This window comes from Paraburkholderia sp. J10-1 (assembly GCF_905220165.1).
In the GTDB taxonomy this organism is placed as follows: domain Bacteria; phylum Pseudomonadota; class Gammaproteobacteria; order Burkholderiales; family Burkholderiaceae; genus Paraburkholderia.
Genome location: NZ_CAJMYW010000009.1, coordinates 240,187 through 256,355 on the forward strand (window position 1 = coordinate 240,187; position 16,169 = coordinate 256,355).

20 protein-coding genes and 1 pseudogene are annotated in these 16,169 nt (G+C 61.4%); 13 read left to right on the top strand and 8 right to left on the bottom strand.

Annotated features, from left to right (window positions below):
• Positions 1–46: 46 nt before the first annotated feature.
• From U5A65_RS26455 to U5A65_RS26480, 6 genes and pseudogenes are all read right to left on the bottom strand, one after another.
• Positions 47–193 (bottom strand): annotated as a pseudogene (locus U5A65_RS26455) (transposase); the annotation flags it as partial.
• 149 nt (positions 194–342) lie between these two features.
• A complete protein-coding gene (locus U5A65_RS26460; RefSeq protein WP_321948337.1) occupies positions 343–540 on the bottom strand; it encodes a DUF3562 domain-containing protein in 198 nt (65 codons plus the stop codon).
• Between the two features lie 8 nt (positions 541–548).
• Positions 549–770 (bottom strand): hypothetical protein, encoded by a 222-nt coding sequence (locus tag U5A65_RS26465; protein WP_321948338.1) that lies wholly within the window; start codon positions 768–770, stop codon positions 549–551.
• Positions 771–824: 54 nt separating this feature from the next.
• A complete protein-coding gene (locus U5A65_RS26470; RefSeq protein WP_321948339.1) occupies positions 825–1,637 on the bottom strand; it encodes a fused MFS/spermidine synthase in 813 nt (270 codons plus the stop codon).
• Between the two features lie 5 nt (positions 1,638–1,642).
• Entirely contained in the window at positions 1,643–1,906 is a 264-nt protein-coding gene (locus U5A65_RS26475; protein ID WP_321939352.1) for an HPr family phosphocarrier protein, read from the bottom strand.
• Between the two features lie 35 nt (positions 1,907–1,941).
• Complete coding sequence (locus U5A65_RS26480; protein ID WP_321948340.1) at positions 1,942–2,388, bottom strand: hypothetical protein; 447 nt, start codon at positions 2,386–2,388, stop codon at positions 1,942–1,944.
• 179 nt (positions 2,389–2,567) lie between these two features.
• Here U5A65_RS26480 and U5A65_RS26485 point away from each other — a divergent pair, with 179 nt between their 5' ends.
• Both U5A65_RS26485 and U5A65_RS26490 read left to right on the top strand, forming a co-directional pair.
• The gene (locus tag U5A65_RS26485; RefSeq protein WP_321939356.1) at positions 2,568–2,912 is read left to right on the top strand and encodes a zinc ribbon domain-containing protein YjdM; all 345 of its coding nucleotides are present in this window, start codon (positions 2,568–2,570) and stop codon (positions 2,910–2,912) included.
• 72 nt (positions 2,913–2,984) lie between these two features.
• Positions 2,985–3,821: a spermidine synthase gene (locus tag U5A65_RS26490; RefSeq protein WP_321948341.1), complete on the top strand. Its 837-nt coding sequence runs from the start codon at positions 2,985–2,987 to the stop codon at positions 3,819–3,821.
• A gap of 14 nt (positions 3,822–3,835) precedes the next feature.
• Here the strand turns inward: U5A65_RS26490 and U5A65_RS26495 are convergent, their stop codons facing one another.
• On the bottom strand, positions 3,836–4,033 hold the full coding sequence (locus U5A65_RS26495) for a ribbon-helix-helix protein, CopG family (protein ID WP_321948342.1): 198 nt from the start codon (positions 4,031–4,033) through the stop codon (positions 3,836–3,838).
• Positions 4,034–4,845: 812 nt separating this feature from the next.
• On the opposite strand from U5A65_RS26495, the gene hyfB reads away from it, so the two are divergent.
• The 8 genes from hyfB (at position 4,846) to U5A65_RS26535 (ending at position 13,369) form a co-directional block, all read left to right on the top strand.
• Positions 4,846–6,852 carry a hydrogenase 4 subunit B gene (hyfB, locus tag U5A65_RS26500; RefSeq protein WP_321948343.1) on the top strand — a complete coding sequence of 669 codons (2,007 nt, stop codon included), beginning with the start codon at positions 4,846–4,848 and terminating at the stop codon, positions 6,850–6,852.
• On the top strand, positions 6,846–7,796 hold the full coding sequence (locus U5A65_RS26505) for a respiratory chain complex I subunit 1 family protein (RefSeq protein ID WP_321948344.1): 951 nt from the start codon (positions 6,846–6,848) through the stop codon (positions 7,794–7,796). The genes hyfB and U5A65_RS26505 overlap by 7 nt, the downstream gene beginning before the upstream one ends.
• Positions 7,797–8,456, top strand: coding sequence for a formate hydrogenlyase (locus U5A65_RS26510; RefSeq protein ID WP_321948345.1), 660 nt, complete (start codon positions 7,797–7,799; stop codon positions 8,454–8,456).
• Entirely contained in the window at positions 8,449–9,912 is a 1,464-nt protein-coding gene (locus U5A65_RS26515; RefSeq protein ID WP_321948346.1) for a hydrogenase 4 subunit F, read from the top strand. Before U5A65_RS26510 ends, U5A65_RS26515 begins: the two co-directional genes overlap by 8 nt.
• Positions 9,913–9,915: 3 nt before the next feature.
• Entirely contained in the window at positions 9,916–11,478 is a 1,563-nt protein-coding gene (locus U5A65_RS26520) for an NADH-quinone oxidoreductase subunit C (RefSeq protein ID WP_321948347.1), read from the top strand.
• Positions 11,478–11,987, top strand: a complete 510-nt coding sequence (locus tag U5A65_RS26525) for a formate hydrogenlyase (protein WP_321948348.1) — start codon at positions 11,478–11,480, stop codon at positions 11,985–11,987. The genes U5A65_RS26520 and U5A65_RS26525 overlap by 1 nt, the downstream gene beginning before the upstream one ends.
• 80 nt (positions 11,988–12,067) lie before the next feature.
• A complete protein-coding gene (locus U5A65_RS26530; protein WP_321948349.1) occupies positions 12,068–12,520 on the top strand; it encodes a hypothetical protein in 453 nt (150 codons plus the stop codon).
• A 699-nt stretch (positions 12,521–13,219) separates the two neighbouring features.
• On the top strand, positions 13,220–13,369 hold the full coding sequence (locus U5A65_RS26535; RefSeq protein WP_321948350.1) for a hypothetical protein: 150 nt from the start codon (positions 13,220–13,222) through the stop codon (positions 13,367–13,369).
• 388 nt (positions 13,370–13,757) lie between these two features.
• Here U5A65_RS26535 and U5A65_RS26540 read toward each other — a convergent pair whose 3' ends face one another.
• On the bottom strand, positions 13,758–14,042 hold the full coding sequence (locus U5A65_RS26540; RefSeq protein WP_415765647.1) for a hypothetical protein: 285 nt from the start codon (positions 14,040–14,042) through the stop codon (positions 13,758–13,760).
• Positions 14,043–14,549: 507 nt separating this feature from the next.
• On the opposite strand from U5A65_RS26540, the gene U5A65_RS26545 reads away from it, so the two are divergent.
• The 3 genes from U5A65_RS26545 to U5A65_RS26555 all read left to right on the top strand — a co-directional run bounded on the left by U5A65_RS26545 (position 14,550) and on the right by U5A65_RS26555 (position 16,147).
• Positions 14,550–14,675 (top strand): hypothetical protein, encoded by a 126-nt coding sequence (locus U5A65_RS26545; RefSeq protein ID WP_321948351.1) that lies wholly within the window; start codon positions 14,550–14,552, stop codon positions 14,673–14,675.
• A gap of 282 nt (positions 14,676–14,957) precedes the next feature.
• Positions 14,958–15,224, top strand: a complete 267-nt coding sequence (locus tag U5A65_RS26550; protein ID WP_321948352.1) for an Arm DNA-binding domain-containing protein — start codon at positions 14,958–14,960, stop codon at positions 15,222–15,224.
• Positions 15,225–15,505: 281 nt separating this feature from the next.
• Positions 15,506–16,147 carry a hypothetical protein gene (locus U5A65_RS26555; protein ID WP_321948353.1) on the top strand — a complete coding sequence of 214 codons (642 nt, stop codon included), beginning with the start codon at positions 15,506–15,508 and terminating at the stop codon, positions 16,145–16,147.
• The last annotated feature ends 22 nt before the right edge of the window (positions 16,148–16,169 follow it).

Here is a 16,169-nt window from a genome sequence, read left to right on the forward strand (position 1 = left end):
TCGCACGCGATACGACATGATCGATATGCGCGTGACCCAAGAGAGTTCGCGCCATCCAGCACAGCGCGTTGAACATTTCGCGCAGTCCGCATCGGCGCTGCGGTACGTCTTCACTCATCAAGGTCAGGTACGGAGCGGCGAAGCTCCATGCCCCATCTGATACATCCGTCGGATAGGGCTTGCCTTCTGTCATCCCGCCGGGGTGCCAGGCTCGAACAGGAGTTCGCAACACCTCCTGGCGATGCCTGCGTACATTATTGAGGACCATGCGGCCGCGTTGTCCATGTCGAGATCGGCAAAGCCTCAATCGCCTACCATCATGCAGAACCCCGCACCGCGGTTTCACTGCTGACGTTTCCGGTTAGATCGGAGATCTTCACGGACACGACGTGCAACCAGGACAGCCAGGTAATCCATGACGCGCGCCCCATCACTGTATGCGTCCCATGTCTGCGCATACATCTTCAAAACAACATCAACGGGAGCATTCGTCTCGGCGGCGATTTCCTTCACGATATCTTCGGCGTCAAGCTGTGTCATGTTTGCCCCTATTTCCGGCTTTTCAGGAATGCCCGACCGGCGGACGTAATCGAAATACTGGTGCGCGCACCGGATGGGTAGCCAACGTAGCCAGCACTGATCAGTTCCCGGGTGACCGACCAGCCGAGCGCTGGCGCGTCTCTCCCGTAGCGAACCTCTGCGAGCCGTTCCAGCGCCCAGATTGCAGACCTGGAAATGGTTTGCTCATTTGGCGTATCGTTGTCGATCATCGCACCTCCAAAGATTTGACTCGTACTCGTTGTGGATTGCACGACGCCGCACAATCAGGCGGAGTTCAACGGACCCTGTCGTGTCCAGTCGTACCTCGCACCGATCACGATGCGTACGGCTGCTTCCACGAGATCAACACTGTGTTGCCCGGCATACTGGTCCGCCCGCTTCATCAGCGCCTCGAGCGGCGGTAGCGGAGCAGCATTCTTCCAGGCGAAAACAATGCCATTTCCGGCGCCGTCTTCCGCAGGGGCGAGCGCGACCGATGACCCGAACGTCTCGCGAATTCTGGCGAGATTTTCCCTATGCCGCGGATCCTCCCCTGGCAGATTGGCAGCCATCACGCCATCGCTGTTCAACCGTGAATGGCAGGCTTCGTAGAAGGCCGCGTCGGAGAGTTCCGCAGGCACACCGCCCTCCTTGAAACCGTCGAGCAGCACCACGTCGAAGGTTTGCGCAGTTGCAGACAGGTACAGCGCAGCGTCCGCGCAAACGACCGAGAGCCGCTCGTCGTCGGGTGGGATGCAAAAGCGGTCGCGTAGCGCAATCACCTCCGGATTGATCTCGATTACCGTGATGTTTGCATCGGGCAGATGACGGTAGCAGTACTTTGCCAGTGAGCCACCGCCTAGCCCGATCATGCAGATGTGCCGGGGAGCCGGCTGCAGTAGCAGAAATCCCATCATCGTGCGCGTATAGCCGAGCGCGAGCGCATATGGCGCCGCACGCAGCATGCTGCTTTGTATTTCGCGGCCGTCAAAGTACAGCGAGACGAACTGCTCAGATTCCACAACGACCGGTCTATCCACGGCAGCGCGTGAGCGAAAGGCACGAAATCGCGGGAGGGGCCACCTGAAGCGAGGCATTCGGCTCATCCCTTCTGTAGCAGCGGCAAGAGCGCGTGAAGTGCGGCTTCTTCATCAGGGCCCGCAACCAGCACCTGAGCGGCGGTCCCGCCGCGCACCCGCAACGCGTCGATTGCCATACCATCCTTCGCGTTGCCACGGCGCCCATTCGCGACCACCAGGATATCGCTTTCGAATCGGCACGCCACGCTGACGAGCACATCCCGGAAAGCGGACGCTCCATTGCGGTTCCACCCGGAACCGGCTTGAAAATCGACAACCATTGCCATGTATTTTCCCCAACCCTCTGGACCGATCCCTGGATTCAGCACGAGGTATCAATCTCGCAGTCCGTGAGAAATGCCCTCAGTTCGCCTTCCCACGTGGTGTCCTGCAGGCCGATGCGGATGCCCGCGAGCCGCTTCATTTCAGGGTTCAGGTGCACCGCTTCAAGCGATCGAGGCCACACGCCCTGCGCAAAACACCGGCCGTCCATGTCGAGGAGCAGGCGCGGATGACACCGGAAACGCGCACTGGCCACCGAAATCGCATCCAGCACGTGCCGGGCCGATTCCCGCGGATAAATGAAGGCCAGGTGAATACCGGCCGCCGCGAGCTGCTCGCCGACGTCATGGAACCGGTGGACCATCTGGAACCCGCGTTCGCCGCCGCGCCCGACGCCCACCGCAACCAGCCCCCGGCTTCCCGCTATTTCCCGCAGGCGCATAAGGCGCCGGTCAGGCAACAGCAGTGCCCCTTCCAGATCGAACATGACGGCATCCTCAGCGAATCCGCCCGCAAGTTCGCTGAAGGGCGGCGAAAGGCATTATAATACAACAACAATTTCATGTGCCTTACATTATAATGCCGTGTGCGTAATCGGATGATCGCCCCGGCGAGGTACGCCCCAATCTTTCTGATTGCCCCGAAACTGTTTCAATGGAAGCTGCAATGAACACCGCCCCTGCATGCCCGCAATGCGCTATGGAGAACACGTACCCGGACGGAGCACTGTATGTGTGCGCGGACTGTGGCCACGAATGGTCAGCGACCGTGCGTAGCGATACCGACGGCGAACCGGAAGCGAGCGTTGTTCGGGATGCAAACGGCAACGTGCTCTCAGACGGTGATTCGGTCGTGCTCGCCCGGGATCTGCGTGTGAAGGGCTCTTCGATCACGCTGAAGATGGGCACCAGGGTGAAAAATATCCGGATCGTCGGTGGCGATCACGAGATCGACTGCAGGACCGATGCCGGCAGCTTCATGCTCAAAGCCTGCTTTCTGAAGAAGGCGTGATACCTGGCACTGCACCCGCGCGAAACGCCACAGCGTTTCACGCACTCGTTTGACTACCTGCATATATCGAGAATGGACGGCGACGAGACATCCTGCGACGCATTCGTCGAGTTACCCGCTACGCCGATGAATGACAGACGACCATTCGTGCTGGAAACGCAGCACGCAGTGTCCCTGCACTTCGATCACTTTGCCACCCAGAGCTGCATGTCGCTTCGTGCGCCGGACAGGCTCGCGCTCGGCTATACGCGCACGATGATGGGATTCCTGCTGCTGCAGCCGGTTCCCCGGCACATCTGCATGATCGGGCTAGGCGGTGGCTCACTGGCAAAGTACTGCTACCGGCATCTGCCTGAAGTGGAGATCACCGCGGTCGAGATCGACCCTGAAGTCATCGCGCTGCGTGACGTGTTCAGGATTCCAGCAGACGACGCACGCTTCAGGGTGCTGTGCGCCGATGGTGCGGACTACATCCGGAACGAGAGCGTTGTCGCAGATGTCATGCTGGTTGACGCCTACGCGTCGGGCGGGATCGCAAGCCAGTGCACGGATATTGCATTTTTTTCTGCGTGCCGCGATCGGTTGACGAAGACGGGCGTTCTCGCGATCAATTTCACCGACGACGAGCCGGCACTGGACCTGTACGTCGAACGGCTGAACTCCGTGTTCGGTTCCTCGTACACGGTGGTCCGATGCGCGGACGACAGCAATTTCGTCGCTTTCGCCTGGAAAGGCAGAGGCCGCCTGCCGTCTTCGCGCGTCCTGCTGGATCGCGCCTTCTCGCATGCGTGGGCGGACGACCTGCGGCTGCCCTCCACTGCCAGGCGCCTGAAGGGCGGTATGAGCCTCGACCCGAAGCGCCTGATCTGGCGCGAAAACGGCCACGCGCACTGGGAGCATGGCACCTGATCTTGCCCGCAGCTTCAGTCAGTATTGCGCCCGACCCGCTTTCCGAGCGCGCTCTTCGTCTTGTAGGTCACACCATGACGATCGAGATATTCACGGATCAATTGCCGGACAACCTGCGATGGCGTCAGATCCTGCGCGGCACAGAGCTTCTCCAATGCCTCCTTCTTGGCGGGATCAATCAGGATAGTCAGGCGCGCAGTTTTGGTTTCCATCGGGAGCAGGAAAGGCAAGTATGATAATCAGATTATAATACACTCGCCCTCAAATCCAATGGCCGCGCCAGCGACTTACGCAGCAACGGTGACCGGGAGCAAACAGACTCCAATCCAGGTTGCCTGATTTTCATTGGGCACCGCACGATCCGGCAACACCCGCAGGGAATGTGTCCTCTGAGGTGTACAGGGCATTGCGTGAAGAATCGCTTGCCTGTCTTGCTCAAGGTGGCGAGGGTGCGCCCCAGCGCATTCCCGGTTAACGCCTGCGCTCCCTGCCTGCAGCAGTCCGTGAGCACATCACCGGCGACACGTACAACCTCCTGTGCGACGAGCGCTGCACCAGGCAGGATCATCGACACGTAACCCGCGTTCCCGAACCCGACGGCGCCTGCCAGACCGCCAACGAAGCGGGCACACCCGTCTTCTGCTTACCGGTATGGGCTGACCTGCATCGTTTCCTGTCGGAGCGGCGGTGTTCGGCCGTGCCCGTCAACCGGGGACAACGCGCAGCCTGCAAAGCCGGTACGTCTTGCCGTCACTCGCAGAGGTCGCGCGGCTCCTCCTGTTCGGCCTGCCCGATTGCCACCCCGCGCTCTAGGAGGCGTTCTTCGCGCCTGTGACCGTTATCCTGCTGCGCTTCGTCAGGAATGCCCGATTTCCTGGATTCATGCGGTTCATATGATAACGGCATTATCATATCCTGCTAGCCACATTAAACTTTCGATGTAATATCATGCACAGGACTGATCCGGTACGCCCGGCACAGTCCATGCCCCTCGTCCAATCCGAGCACACTGGAGACATTCCGGATGGCACCTGTGCCTGGCGTGCATTTCGTCCTGCTGGTCGTGGCTATCTGGCTCGCGGTCGGCGCGCTGGGCCTTGGGGTTCTGCATCGCACGCGGCTTGTCGCGCACGGTCTGTTTCCGCTTGGCGCGCTGGCCGGTTTGCTGCTGGGCGCGGCAGGTCTTGCCGGCGTCTTCGCCGAACCTTCCACGCTCGTACTGCCGATCGGCCTGCCCGGCCTTCCATTCCATCTGCGCCTTGACCGGCTCTCCGGCTATTTCCTGTTCGTGCTCGGCGTCGTCAGCGCGGGGATCGGCGCCTTTTCCGCCGGCTATTTCCGCAAGGGCGAAGGAACCGCGCCTGGGCTCATCTGTTTTGAATACCACGTGTGCCTTGCGAGTATCGCGCTTGTGCTCGTTGCGGATGACGCCTACGCCTTCATGGTTGCCTGGGAAACGCTGACGCTGTCCGCCACGTTTCTCGTGATGACCAACCACCGGATCGGCGAGATCCGTCGCGCCGCCTATCTGTATTTCCTGATTTCGCACGTCGGTGCGCTCGCGCTGCTCCTATGCTTCGGGATTCTGCAGGCTCGCACTGGTGACTACACATTCGCCAACATGCGCGCGCAGTCGCCCGACGCATTCTGGGCTTCGCTCGCGTTCCTGTTTGCGCTGACCGGATTCGGCGCCAAGGCGGGCGTGTTCCCGCTGCATGTCTGGCTGCCCGATGCCCATCCAGCGGCGCCCTCGCCCGTGTCAGCCCTCCTGAGCGGATTCGTGCTGAAAGTCGGCCTGTACGGCTTGCTGCGCACCGTGTTCGACCTGTTGCACGTGCAGATCGCCTGGTGGGGTGCGCTGCTGCTTGTGCTCGGCGTCGGCACCACGCTGCTCGGCGTGGTGTTCAGCACGATCCAGGTCGACATGAAGCGCCTGCTCGCGTATTCGTCGATCGACAACGTTGGCCTGATGATCGCCGCGCTCGGACTCGCGGTGCTGTTTCGTGCATGCGGCATGCCGCGCCTGTCGGCCCTGGCGCTGACTGCGATGCTCTACCAGATTGCAGCACACGCGTCGTTCAAGAGTCTGCTGTTCCTTGGTACGGGCGCTGTGCTGCATGCCACCGGGGAACGCAATCTTGGCAGGCTGGGCGGCCTGATCCGTTTCATGCCATGGACCGCGTGGGCCGTGCTTGTAGGCGTCGCGGCCAGTGCAGGCTTGCCGCCACTGAGCGGTTTCGTCGCGGAGTGGCTCCTGCTGCAAAGTTTCCTGTTCGCGCCAGGCTTGCCCAATTCCGTGCTGGCCATGACGGTACCGATCGTGGCCGCGCTGGTTGCGATGTCGGCGGCTCTGGCCGGCTACACGATGGTCAAGTTCTTTGGCATCGTGTTCCTCGGGCAGCCGAGGGAAGTGAAACTGGCCCGCGCACGCGATGCGAATGCATGGGAGCGACTCGCGTTCTGCTGGTTCGCAATGGCCGGTGTGCTGCTCGGGCTGATGCCCGTGCAGTTCGTCAAGCTACTGGACGCGGTCACGCATGCGCTTGTCGGGAGCGGCATCGCCGCGAACAATCACGGCTGGCTGCTGTTCGCGCCGGTGTCGGCTGCCAGGGCGAGTTACATGCCCGCCGTGTTCATGCTTTTCTTCCTTGCCTGCTGCGCCCTCGCCTGGGTCCTGGTGCGGCGCTTCTACCACGGCAGGCTGCGTCGCGCCGCGCCCTGGAGCTGCGGCTTTCCGTTCACGACAGCACGAATGCAGGACACGGCCGAAGGGTTCGGGCAACCGATCCGGGAGATCTTCGCGCCGCTGCTGCGCGTCGAGCGGCAATTGCCGTCGCCGTTCGACGCGCAACCGCTCTACAGCGTGTCGGTCACCGACCGCACGTGGTCCGTTTTCTACGACCGTATCGCAGCACTCACGCAACGCGCGGCGCAATGGGCCGGCCGGCTGCAGACGGGCAAGATTGCCGTGTATCTGACCTACAGCTTCGCCGTACTGATCCTGCTCCTGATGCTGGTGAGACGATGGTGAGCCTGTCCGGCGTGATCTCGCAGGCCCTCGAGATTGTTGTGGCGCTTGCCGGGGCACCCCTGCTCACGGGCTGGATCAACCAGTGCCGCGCATGGCTGCAGAACCGGCGTGCGCCATCCATCTGGCAGCCGTACCGGATGCTCCACAAGCTGTTCAACAAGGAATCGGTCGTCGCGCACAGCGCAAGCCCGGTGTTCCGTGGCGCACCCTACGTCGTCTGGGCCGCGATGACGCTTGCGTGTGCAATCGTGCCCACGCTCTCGACTGAACTGCCGTTGTCGCCCGCCGCAGACGCGATCGCACTCGTCGGCCTGTTTGCGCTCGCGCGAGTTGCATTGTCGCTCGCCGCGATGGACATCGGCACCGCGTTCGGCACGCTCGGCGCGCGCCGCGAGATGCTGATCGGCTTCCTCGCGGAACCCGCGCTGCTGATGGTGCTGTTCTCGGCCTCGCTGATCACCCAGTCGACACTGCTCACGAGCATCGTCGCGACACTCGGTCGGGGTGAGCTCACGATCTATCCGAGCCTGGCCTTCGCGGGCATTGCGTTCACGCTGGTGTCACTGGCCGAGAACGCGCGGCTGCCCGTCGATAACCCAGCCACCCACCTCGAGCTGACGATGATCCACGAGGCGCTGATCCTCGAATATTCCGGGCGGCACCTCGCACTGATGGAATGGGCAGCGAGCCTCAAGCTGTTCGCGTATTCGTGCATCGGCCTGGCTCTGTTCGTACCGTGGGGCATCGCTGGGGCAGGCAACCCGTTTGCCCTGCTGCTCGCGCTGCCCGCGCTCTTCGTCAAGCTGATGGTGGGCGGTGCGGCGCTTGCCGTGGTCGAAACTGCCAACGCGAAAATGCGGATCTTCAGGATTCCAGAATTTCTCGCCACCGCCTTCCTGCTCGCGGTAATCGGCATGCTCGTGCACATTTTGTTGGGGGCATGAATGCACGGCTACGCGACGCAACTCATCAACTTCCTCGCGGCTGTCCTGCTTGCGTTGTCGTTCGCAATGCTGAGCCAGCGCCGCATCCTCTCACTGATCCACCTTTATGCGTTGCAGGGTGTCGCGCTCGTGCTCGCAAACCTGATCCTCGGATTTGTGACCGGTGATGCGCACCTGTATGTGTCCGCCGGCCTGACGCTCGCGCTAAAGGTCGGCGTGATTCCGTGGATCCTGTACCGGCTTGTGCGCAGGCTCGATGTCCAGGCCGATGTCGAACCGCTCATCAATATTCCGACGACAATGCTGATTGGCATCGTGCTGGTGATCATCGCGTTTAATGTCGCCTCGCCAATCAGCCAGCTCGCGACCTCGGTTGCGCACGGCACACTCGGGATCGCGCTCGCGTGCGTCCTGCTGTCGTTCATGATGATGATCACGCGCGCGAAGGCGATTCCCCAGGTGATCGGCTTCCTGTCGATGGAGAACGGGCTGTTCTTTGCGGCAACAGCCGCGACCAATGGTATGCCGATGATCGTGGAGCTCGGCATCGGGCTGGACGTGCTGGTTGGTCTCCTGATTCTGGGCGTATTCATGTTCCAGATCCGGGAGCAGTTCGACAGCCTGGACATCCACCACATCGAGAAACTCAAGGATGAGTGACGCCCACGTCGTACTCGCCGTGCTCGGGCTTCCGCTCGTGGCCGCCGCATGTCTGGCGCTCACCCGGCCCAGCCATGTCGCGCGCAACCTGAACGTTGCATTCAGCTTCGCGACGTTCACGGCGACGCTCGTGCTCGCCACGCGCACCGTCGAACAGGGGCCGTCGTTTGCGTTCGGACGGGTATTTTTTGTCGATCCGCTCAACGTGTACCTCGTCGCGCTGACCGCGTTCGTCGGCTGGACGACGTCACTGTTTTCACGGCCGTACATGCAGGTCGAAGAGGCGCGCGGCCGGATGACGCCAAAGCGCATGCGGCTCTATCACAGCATGTACCAGATCTTCATGTTCGCGATGCTGCTTGCGCTGCTGACCAACAATCTCGGCGTGCTGTGGGTCGCGATGGAAGCCGCCACGCTCGCAACCGTGCTGCTCGTCAGCGTTTACCGGACAGCCGCGAGCCTCGAGGCCGCATGGAAGTACTTCATCCTGTGCGGCGTCGGCATCGCGCAGGCATTATTCGGCACGATCCTGCTTTACCTCGCTGCGAGCCGGCAGTTGACCGGCGATGATGCGCTGCTCTGGACGAGCCTGGCCGCCGCGAAGACACACCTTGAGCCGAACATCGTATCGATCGCCTTCGTGTTCCTGCTCGTCGGCTACGGCACCAAGGTCGGACTTGTGCCGATGCATAGCTGGTTGCCGGATGCCCATGCCGAAGGCCCGACGCCGATTTCGGCAGTGCTTTCAGGGCTACTGCTGAACGTCGCGCTGTACGCGGTGCTCCGTTGCAAGGTACTTGCCGATGGCGCACTGGGCAATGGCCTGCCGGGGCAGTTGCTGGTCGGATTCGGGCTCGTGTCGGTGCTGGTTGCCTCGTTCTCGCTGTTCCGCCAGAAAGACGTCAAGCGGCTGTTCTCCTGGTCCTCGATCGAGCACATGGGACTGATGACCTTCGCGTTCGGACTGGGCGGCCCGATCGCGACGTTCGCCGGGCTGCTCCATATGACAGTCCATTCCCTGGTCAAGTCGGCGATCTTCTTCACGGTTGGCCATGCGGCACAGAAGGCGGGCACGCAGGCGATCGAGGGTATTCGCGGGCTGCTGCAGGTCAGCCCGATAGTCGGCTGGGGAATGATGCTCGGCGCACTCGCGATTCTCGGCCTGCCTCCGTTCGGCGTGTTTGCGAGCGAGTTCCTGATCCTGACGACCGCGATGAATACGATACCGTGGACGGCGCCCTTGCTGCTGCTCGGCCTTGCCGTCGCATTTGCGGCAATCTTCGCGCGCGTGCAGCGGATGGCGTTCGGTGGAGCGACGATAGCAAAGCCGCTCGAGCATCGCCCCGCGCTGCTGCCGGTATTCGTGCATCTGGGCATCGGCCTGATGCTCGGTCTCTATGTGCCACCGTACCTGGCAACGTGGTATCGCCAGGCCGCAACGATGCTGGGGGGCTGAAGCATGCGACTTGACATGGCACAGATCGAAGGCGCTATCCGGCTGTCGCACGCTGCAGGACAGATTCCAGCGGTCATCATCGACGTCAACGAAGCGCGGTGGCTCGAAATCGCACATCTGGCGCGCTCGCAGCGAAGCCGGCTCATTGCCATGTGGGGCAGCGAAGCACCCGACGGGATTTTCTCGGCGAACGCCGCGTACGAATGCGAGGACGGGATACTGTGGGTGCGTCTGGCGGTCGAGCGTGGTCCACATCCCGGAGGCGACTTCCCCGATCTTGCCGCCATTTTTCCGTACGCGACACGCATGCAGCGGGCGATTTTCGATCTCACCGGCTTGCAGGCTCGCGGTGCGCAGGACACCCGCCCGTGGCTCAATCATGGGAACTGGCCCAGTGACTATTTCCCGTTGCAAAGACAGGCATCGGGCGTCGAAAGATTCGAGTCGAGCGAGGCTGACTACCCGTTCGTGCAGGTCGCGGGCGACGGCGTTCACGAAATCGCGGTCGGACCGATCCACGCTGGCATCATCGAGCCGGGGCATTTCCGGTTCTCGGTCGTTGGGGAAAAGGTGCTGCGCCTTGAAGAGCGCCTCGGCTACGCGCATCGGGGTGTCGAGCGGCTGTTCGAACGAACCCCGGCCTCAGGTGGCCACCGGGTCGCGGCAAGGATTGCGGGCGACTCGACTGTTGCGTTTTCGTGGGCGTACTGCATGGCGTTTGAGCAGGCATGCGGTGTCGCAGTGTCGAACCGGGCGCTGTACCTGCGCGCCCTCCTGCTGGAAAGGGAACGTGTTGCCAATCATCTGGGCGACCTCGGCGCGCTCGGCAACGACGCCGGGTTTGCCTTCGGGCTCGCCCAGTTGTCACGACTCAAGGAGGACTGGATACGGATGAACGCTCACGCCTTCGGACATCGCTATCTGATGGACCGCATCGTGCCGGGGGGCACGGCAGTTGACATTCGCCCCGAGACTGCAACGGCGTTGGTCAGGCAGTGCGACGCCATCGAGCGTGAAGTCGACGTCATGCGCAAGATCTACGAGGACCAGTCGGGAGTGCAGGACCGGTTTGCCGGCGCGGGCCGCTTGACTGCCGATGTTGCCGGGCATTTCGGCGTGCGCGGCATGGCGGCTCGCGCCAGCGGCCACACATTTGATGTGCGCGCGGCCTTGCAACCCGCTCCGTATGACAATGTGGCAGTCAAGGCGGCAAGCGACCCCAGGGGTGACGTCGCCGCACGCGTTGCTATGCGTTTCACCGAAATCGGCGAGTCCCTGCGTCTGATCCGTGCGCTGCTCGCCAGCTTTCCGGCCGGACCGACTGCCATCGACGTGAAACCGTCAACCGTGCCTTCCCGCGGGACAGGCTGGGTGGAAGGATGGCGCGGTGACGTGTTCGTCGCGCTCGAGGTGGACGCGGGCGATGTCGTTTCGCGCTGCCACTGCCACGATCCGTCGTGGCAGACCTGGCCAGCACTCGAGCACGCGATCATCGGCAACATCGTTGCTGATTTCCCGCTGATCAACAAGTCGTTCAACCTGAACTACGCGGGGCACGATCTCTGATGTGGCAGCTTATCCGGCAATTCGCGCGCTCCGGTTTTCCAGACGAACCCGCGCCGACAGCAGAAGATGCATGGCGACACGAGGAGAGACAGATTCGTCGCGAAATACTCGATCTCCTCGGGCGCGCGCTGTGCATCCGGCAGATTGATGCGGGCTCCTGTAACGGCTGCGAACTGGAGATCCACGCGCTGAACAATCCTTACTACAACATCGAAGGTCTGGGTATCAGGTTCGTCGCGAGCCCGCGGCATGCTGACCTGCTGCTCGTGACCGGGCCTGTAACGCTGAACATGAAGGCCGCCGTGCTCGCCGCATACGACGCGACGCCAGCCCCCAAGCTCGTTGTTGCGGCGGGTGAATGCGCCTGCACAGGCGGCATTTTCGCTGGTGGCTATGCCGTGTGTGGGCCCGTTTCGTCGGTCCTGCCGGTCGATGTAGCGATTCCCGGATGTCCGCCGCCCCCCATCGATCTGCTGCGAGGCATCCTGGCGGCCTGCCGGGCGCGTTAGCATGGAATGGATTTCAGTGAAGCAGCGGCGTCCAGGCGCGTACGCCCGGCGCCATGCCTCCACTCAGCGGGACGTGGTCAATGCGTGATGACGATTATGACGAACTGCGCGCGACTCTCGCGCTCTTGCGCCTGGCATGGCTCCAGCTCGTCACGATGTTCAGCTTTCTGTATGCCGTTCTGCTTCGCTACCCGACGTGGTTTGTTGCCCTGTCCGTTCTTGTTGTGACGGCCTCGATTTCGCACGTCGCCATGAATGTCGCAAGGAATCCCGCCAGGCCGTTCGATTTTAAAGTGCTCGACTGGCTCCTGGTCACTTCCGGCTGGTCGGCCATTCTGCTCTCGATGAACTGGCTGCGCATCGAACGCACGCGCCATCTGGAGCCAGGTGCGCTTCTTGGCCAGGCGATCCAGAGTACGCTGATTTCCAGTCCCGATCTGGGGACCGGTTCCGTTGTGACGCAATGGATATGCAGCTTCAGTGCGCTGGTTGTGATGCTCACCTGGGCCTTTAGTGGACGATACCTCGACTGACTCTGGAAAGGGTGCAGCAAGGGCTGATCCGGTGGCGCCTGAGGCCTGAAAGTTCGAAGCGGTGTGCCGTGTTGTGCGCAGATGTGATTCACATCTGCAGCCAGAACCTGGACGGTGCACTCATGCAGCTGCAAAGTTGACCGCGGCACACAGCGGTCCGATCCAGACCTTTGCAGAATACGGCAAGTCCTTCGGGTGCCCGTGGAGGGTTTCCAGGTCGATCCACCCGCTCCAGTTTTCGCGGAAGTTGACCGGAAGAATATCTCCGTTAAGATGAGTTTTCGATCAAGCCTTTGGTGCCAGTCCATGTGCTTTGCCACTTTGCGCGCCCTCTGCTCGCCTGGACGACCTTTGCGCGTTGGCGCCAACGGCGCGACGGGATCCTCACTTGACTTCGTCCAACACCCAAAGCATGGCGACACGCCGATTGCGGCTGCACGAGTCGCCGTGCGGGCGCAGGTGCTTGCCATTGTCGTCGAGCCTTCCAGAAACAGCTTGCGCCAGACGCGAATTCGATTGGGCCAGCGGGCACGAGGGTTTTACACGCTCAATGCGCTGGAATAAAGCAGACATCGTGAGCGTTTATTGGTCAGGCATAGCGTGCAAGGCCGCAGTGGCATCCACCACTCGGACCGTGCGATTCTTCATTCAATGAATGGCTGCACCGCTCGTGGCGTGGTCTGCGCAGGAGGGAACATCATGAAAACACCCAGGCTGATATCGGTGGTATTCGCGATAGTTGCGCTAGGTTTTGCGTCGTTGTCGTTTAGCGCGGATCAGTCCAATAACGACACGAGTTCGTCGGGGGCGAGCAGCAGCAGCACGAACGGAAGTGGCGGCGGCTATTGATGCGCTCGCTTGCTTGACGGCCTGCGCCCATATCGCGACGCTGCTCGGGATGGCCTGAACGCAATCGTCGCGAGCGGCTGCTCGCGATCGTTGCGTTACCTTTGCGTTGACCAATCGCGCGTGCTCCACGGAGTCCCCTGGGTTGCTGTGCTATCCGAACAGACCCTCCAACCTGCGGCATAATACTCAAAAAATTGGTTAAAGAAGGGGGCTACTATGCGATGGCGCCTGACGCGGCCCACAGCGCCTGGATGGTACTGGATGGAAATGAGCGGCGAACTCGAAATTGTAAAGCTATACGAATATCAGGTCGAGCCCCGAGTGACTGCAGAGTTAGAAGTCGCGCAGGTTGGACGTCAGCACACCGCGCCCGTGTTTGATCACAAATTCACCAGCGCTCGATGGTTTGGGCCGATCGCTCCACCGGGCGAAGTGGAGGCCAGCGCAAAAAGCTATGAGTAGGATGCCGAAATAAGGATGAAGCTACATCACTCGTCCATTTGCCGATCTGCGCCAGTTCGGATTCGCTGAGGTGCAGCACCTGGCGGACACTCACAATCTTGCCCGATGCATCGACGACCGCGACCACATTTGTCGCGCCCATCGGCTGCATCGGCCACATGAGCGAGCGGCCGCCATCCGGCAGGTCATGGACCTCACGCGGCTGTCCCATACGTGCGATGATCGCCGAGGGGGAACTAGCAACCCGGACCGACACTGCGGCACTCGCTCGCTTTTATGCAGCGGTCGGGCATTCAAGTGTTTGGCCGATGTTGCGTTGTCAGCATGGCCAGGACGACAACTTTCCAGGACCTGGGCAGCTGCTTTGCGCCCCACGGACTCTTGCGAACGAGAATTGAGTGGCGCTTACGGTTCGATGTGCGTCGACTGCGTCGCGCGATCATCGGCCAACTTCGGCCACTAGTCCAGACTTTCACGCGGACGTTCGAACGTCCGCTCCTTCACAATCAATGGACCTACGCTTGCAATCATGTCGATCGACGTCGCTCGCCTCCCTGGGGGCCGGGCGCCCGTCGGCAAAGCCGTTCAGCGAGTGATTCTCCAGGGCGAAAGGATCAGGAATCCTCATCCTCCGGCCTCCACCATTTGATGGAGGAATCAGCCACGGGAGACTCTTCAATCCATGTCCACGCGTGCGTCGCCGGCAGGAGAACGGACAATGACCTTCGATGCCGAGCAACGGCTCGCGCACTTGCCGAGGGCACGCATCGTGCGCCTGACTGATCCGCTGCCCGGCACCCCCAAAGCATTGGCTCGCATGCGTGAACTTGCCCGGCATCCGTAGGCCCGGCTGCAAGGCGCTCGTGCACCCCGGGCATAGGCGGGCCCACCCGCTCCCCACCGGTCGCCTGTCGGCATCTCTCGTGACCGGCTCGAAGCTGGGCGTGTACTCAATCCTGAGCTTACGTTCGCTGCCGCCTCAGATTGGGGAATTCTACTACTACAGTCCCGGGGGAATTACGCTCGACGCTGCCCTTCCAATCGCGCAATAAAGGTGTCTCCGGCGAGGTGTCCGCCGCCGGCTCACCGATCCGACGACAGGGCGTTGTTTGTAGGGGGAGTCATCATGCGATTCGACGCGAACAACATCGAGCTGATGGAATCGGGCCAGTACCTGCACGTGTCGGCGTGCCCGGGATTGCGTCTCCGGGCGACGGCAAGGCAACGTACCTGGGTTTACCGCTACAAGTCACCCGTTGATGGCCGGGTGCGACAGATACGCATCGGTCGCTGGCCCGAACTTTCGCTCGCTGGCGCGATCGTCGAATGGGAAGCCCTGACCGCGATGCAGCATGCCGGTCTCGAACCGGTGCCCGAGATGTGCAAATCTTAAGGTAATCCGAGTCGGAACCGGCGTGATCGCGATGAACTCTTCGCTGGCGCGACGCAGGAACCCCGTTTCCGGCAGCAACGGCTGCCGTCTTCGGATGACCTGAGTTATCACCGGACCCCGCGAGCAGGTTTCAACCGTGTGCAGAGCCCCCTGCCGGGGCATTCCCGCTGCCTTGCCTTGCCTTGCCTTGCCTTGCCTTGCCTTGCCTTGCCTTGCCTTTCCCTTCCCTTCCCTTCCCTTCCTCTACAATGTCCGCACCGATCACAACCACCGGCTGCACCATGAGCGAGGCGACCCCTCCCAGCTATGTGACGATATTGGCCGCAAGCAATTTTGATCCACATGGCCGGGACCGCAATACGGGGTACTTCTTCAAGCAATCTGCCGAAGACTATGCAGCGGCAAGGTGTTGCTTGCTGAATGGTCTCTTCCCAGGCTTCGTGATGGCAGAGCAAGCGGTCGAGAAGCTAATCAAAGGGTTCATCCTGTTCATGGACCCAAGCTTTAAGCCAAAGAAGGGAAAAGGACACGACCTTCCGAGTCTTATAACGGTCATGTGCTCCCATTATCCGCACGTCTCGCTTGCGCCCTATGAGAAGACCATCGAGCTTCTGCAGTCAAGCTATGACGGACGGCATCCGGACTCGGAAGCAAAGTCGCTGGCCCATATGACAGCGCAACTACACGATGTGGACGAACTGTACATCTATCTGCTGGACCAATCTCCGATTACAGGCGACCTTCGATACCAGATTGGGGCGTGGCCTTATCTATATACCGCCTACCTTGGGATAACGAACATGCCCGATCCGAAGTGGTCCATGTTCGATAATCTCGCCGCGAGACGCTTGCTAATGGGGCGGCCTATCCCAGCCAATATTCAACGCTGGAAGGACGCTCATGATCGGGACGTCAGTGGATGATCCTGATACCCGCCCATGCCTA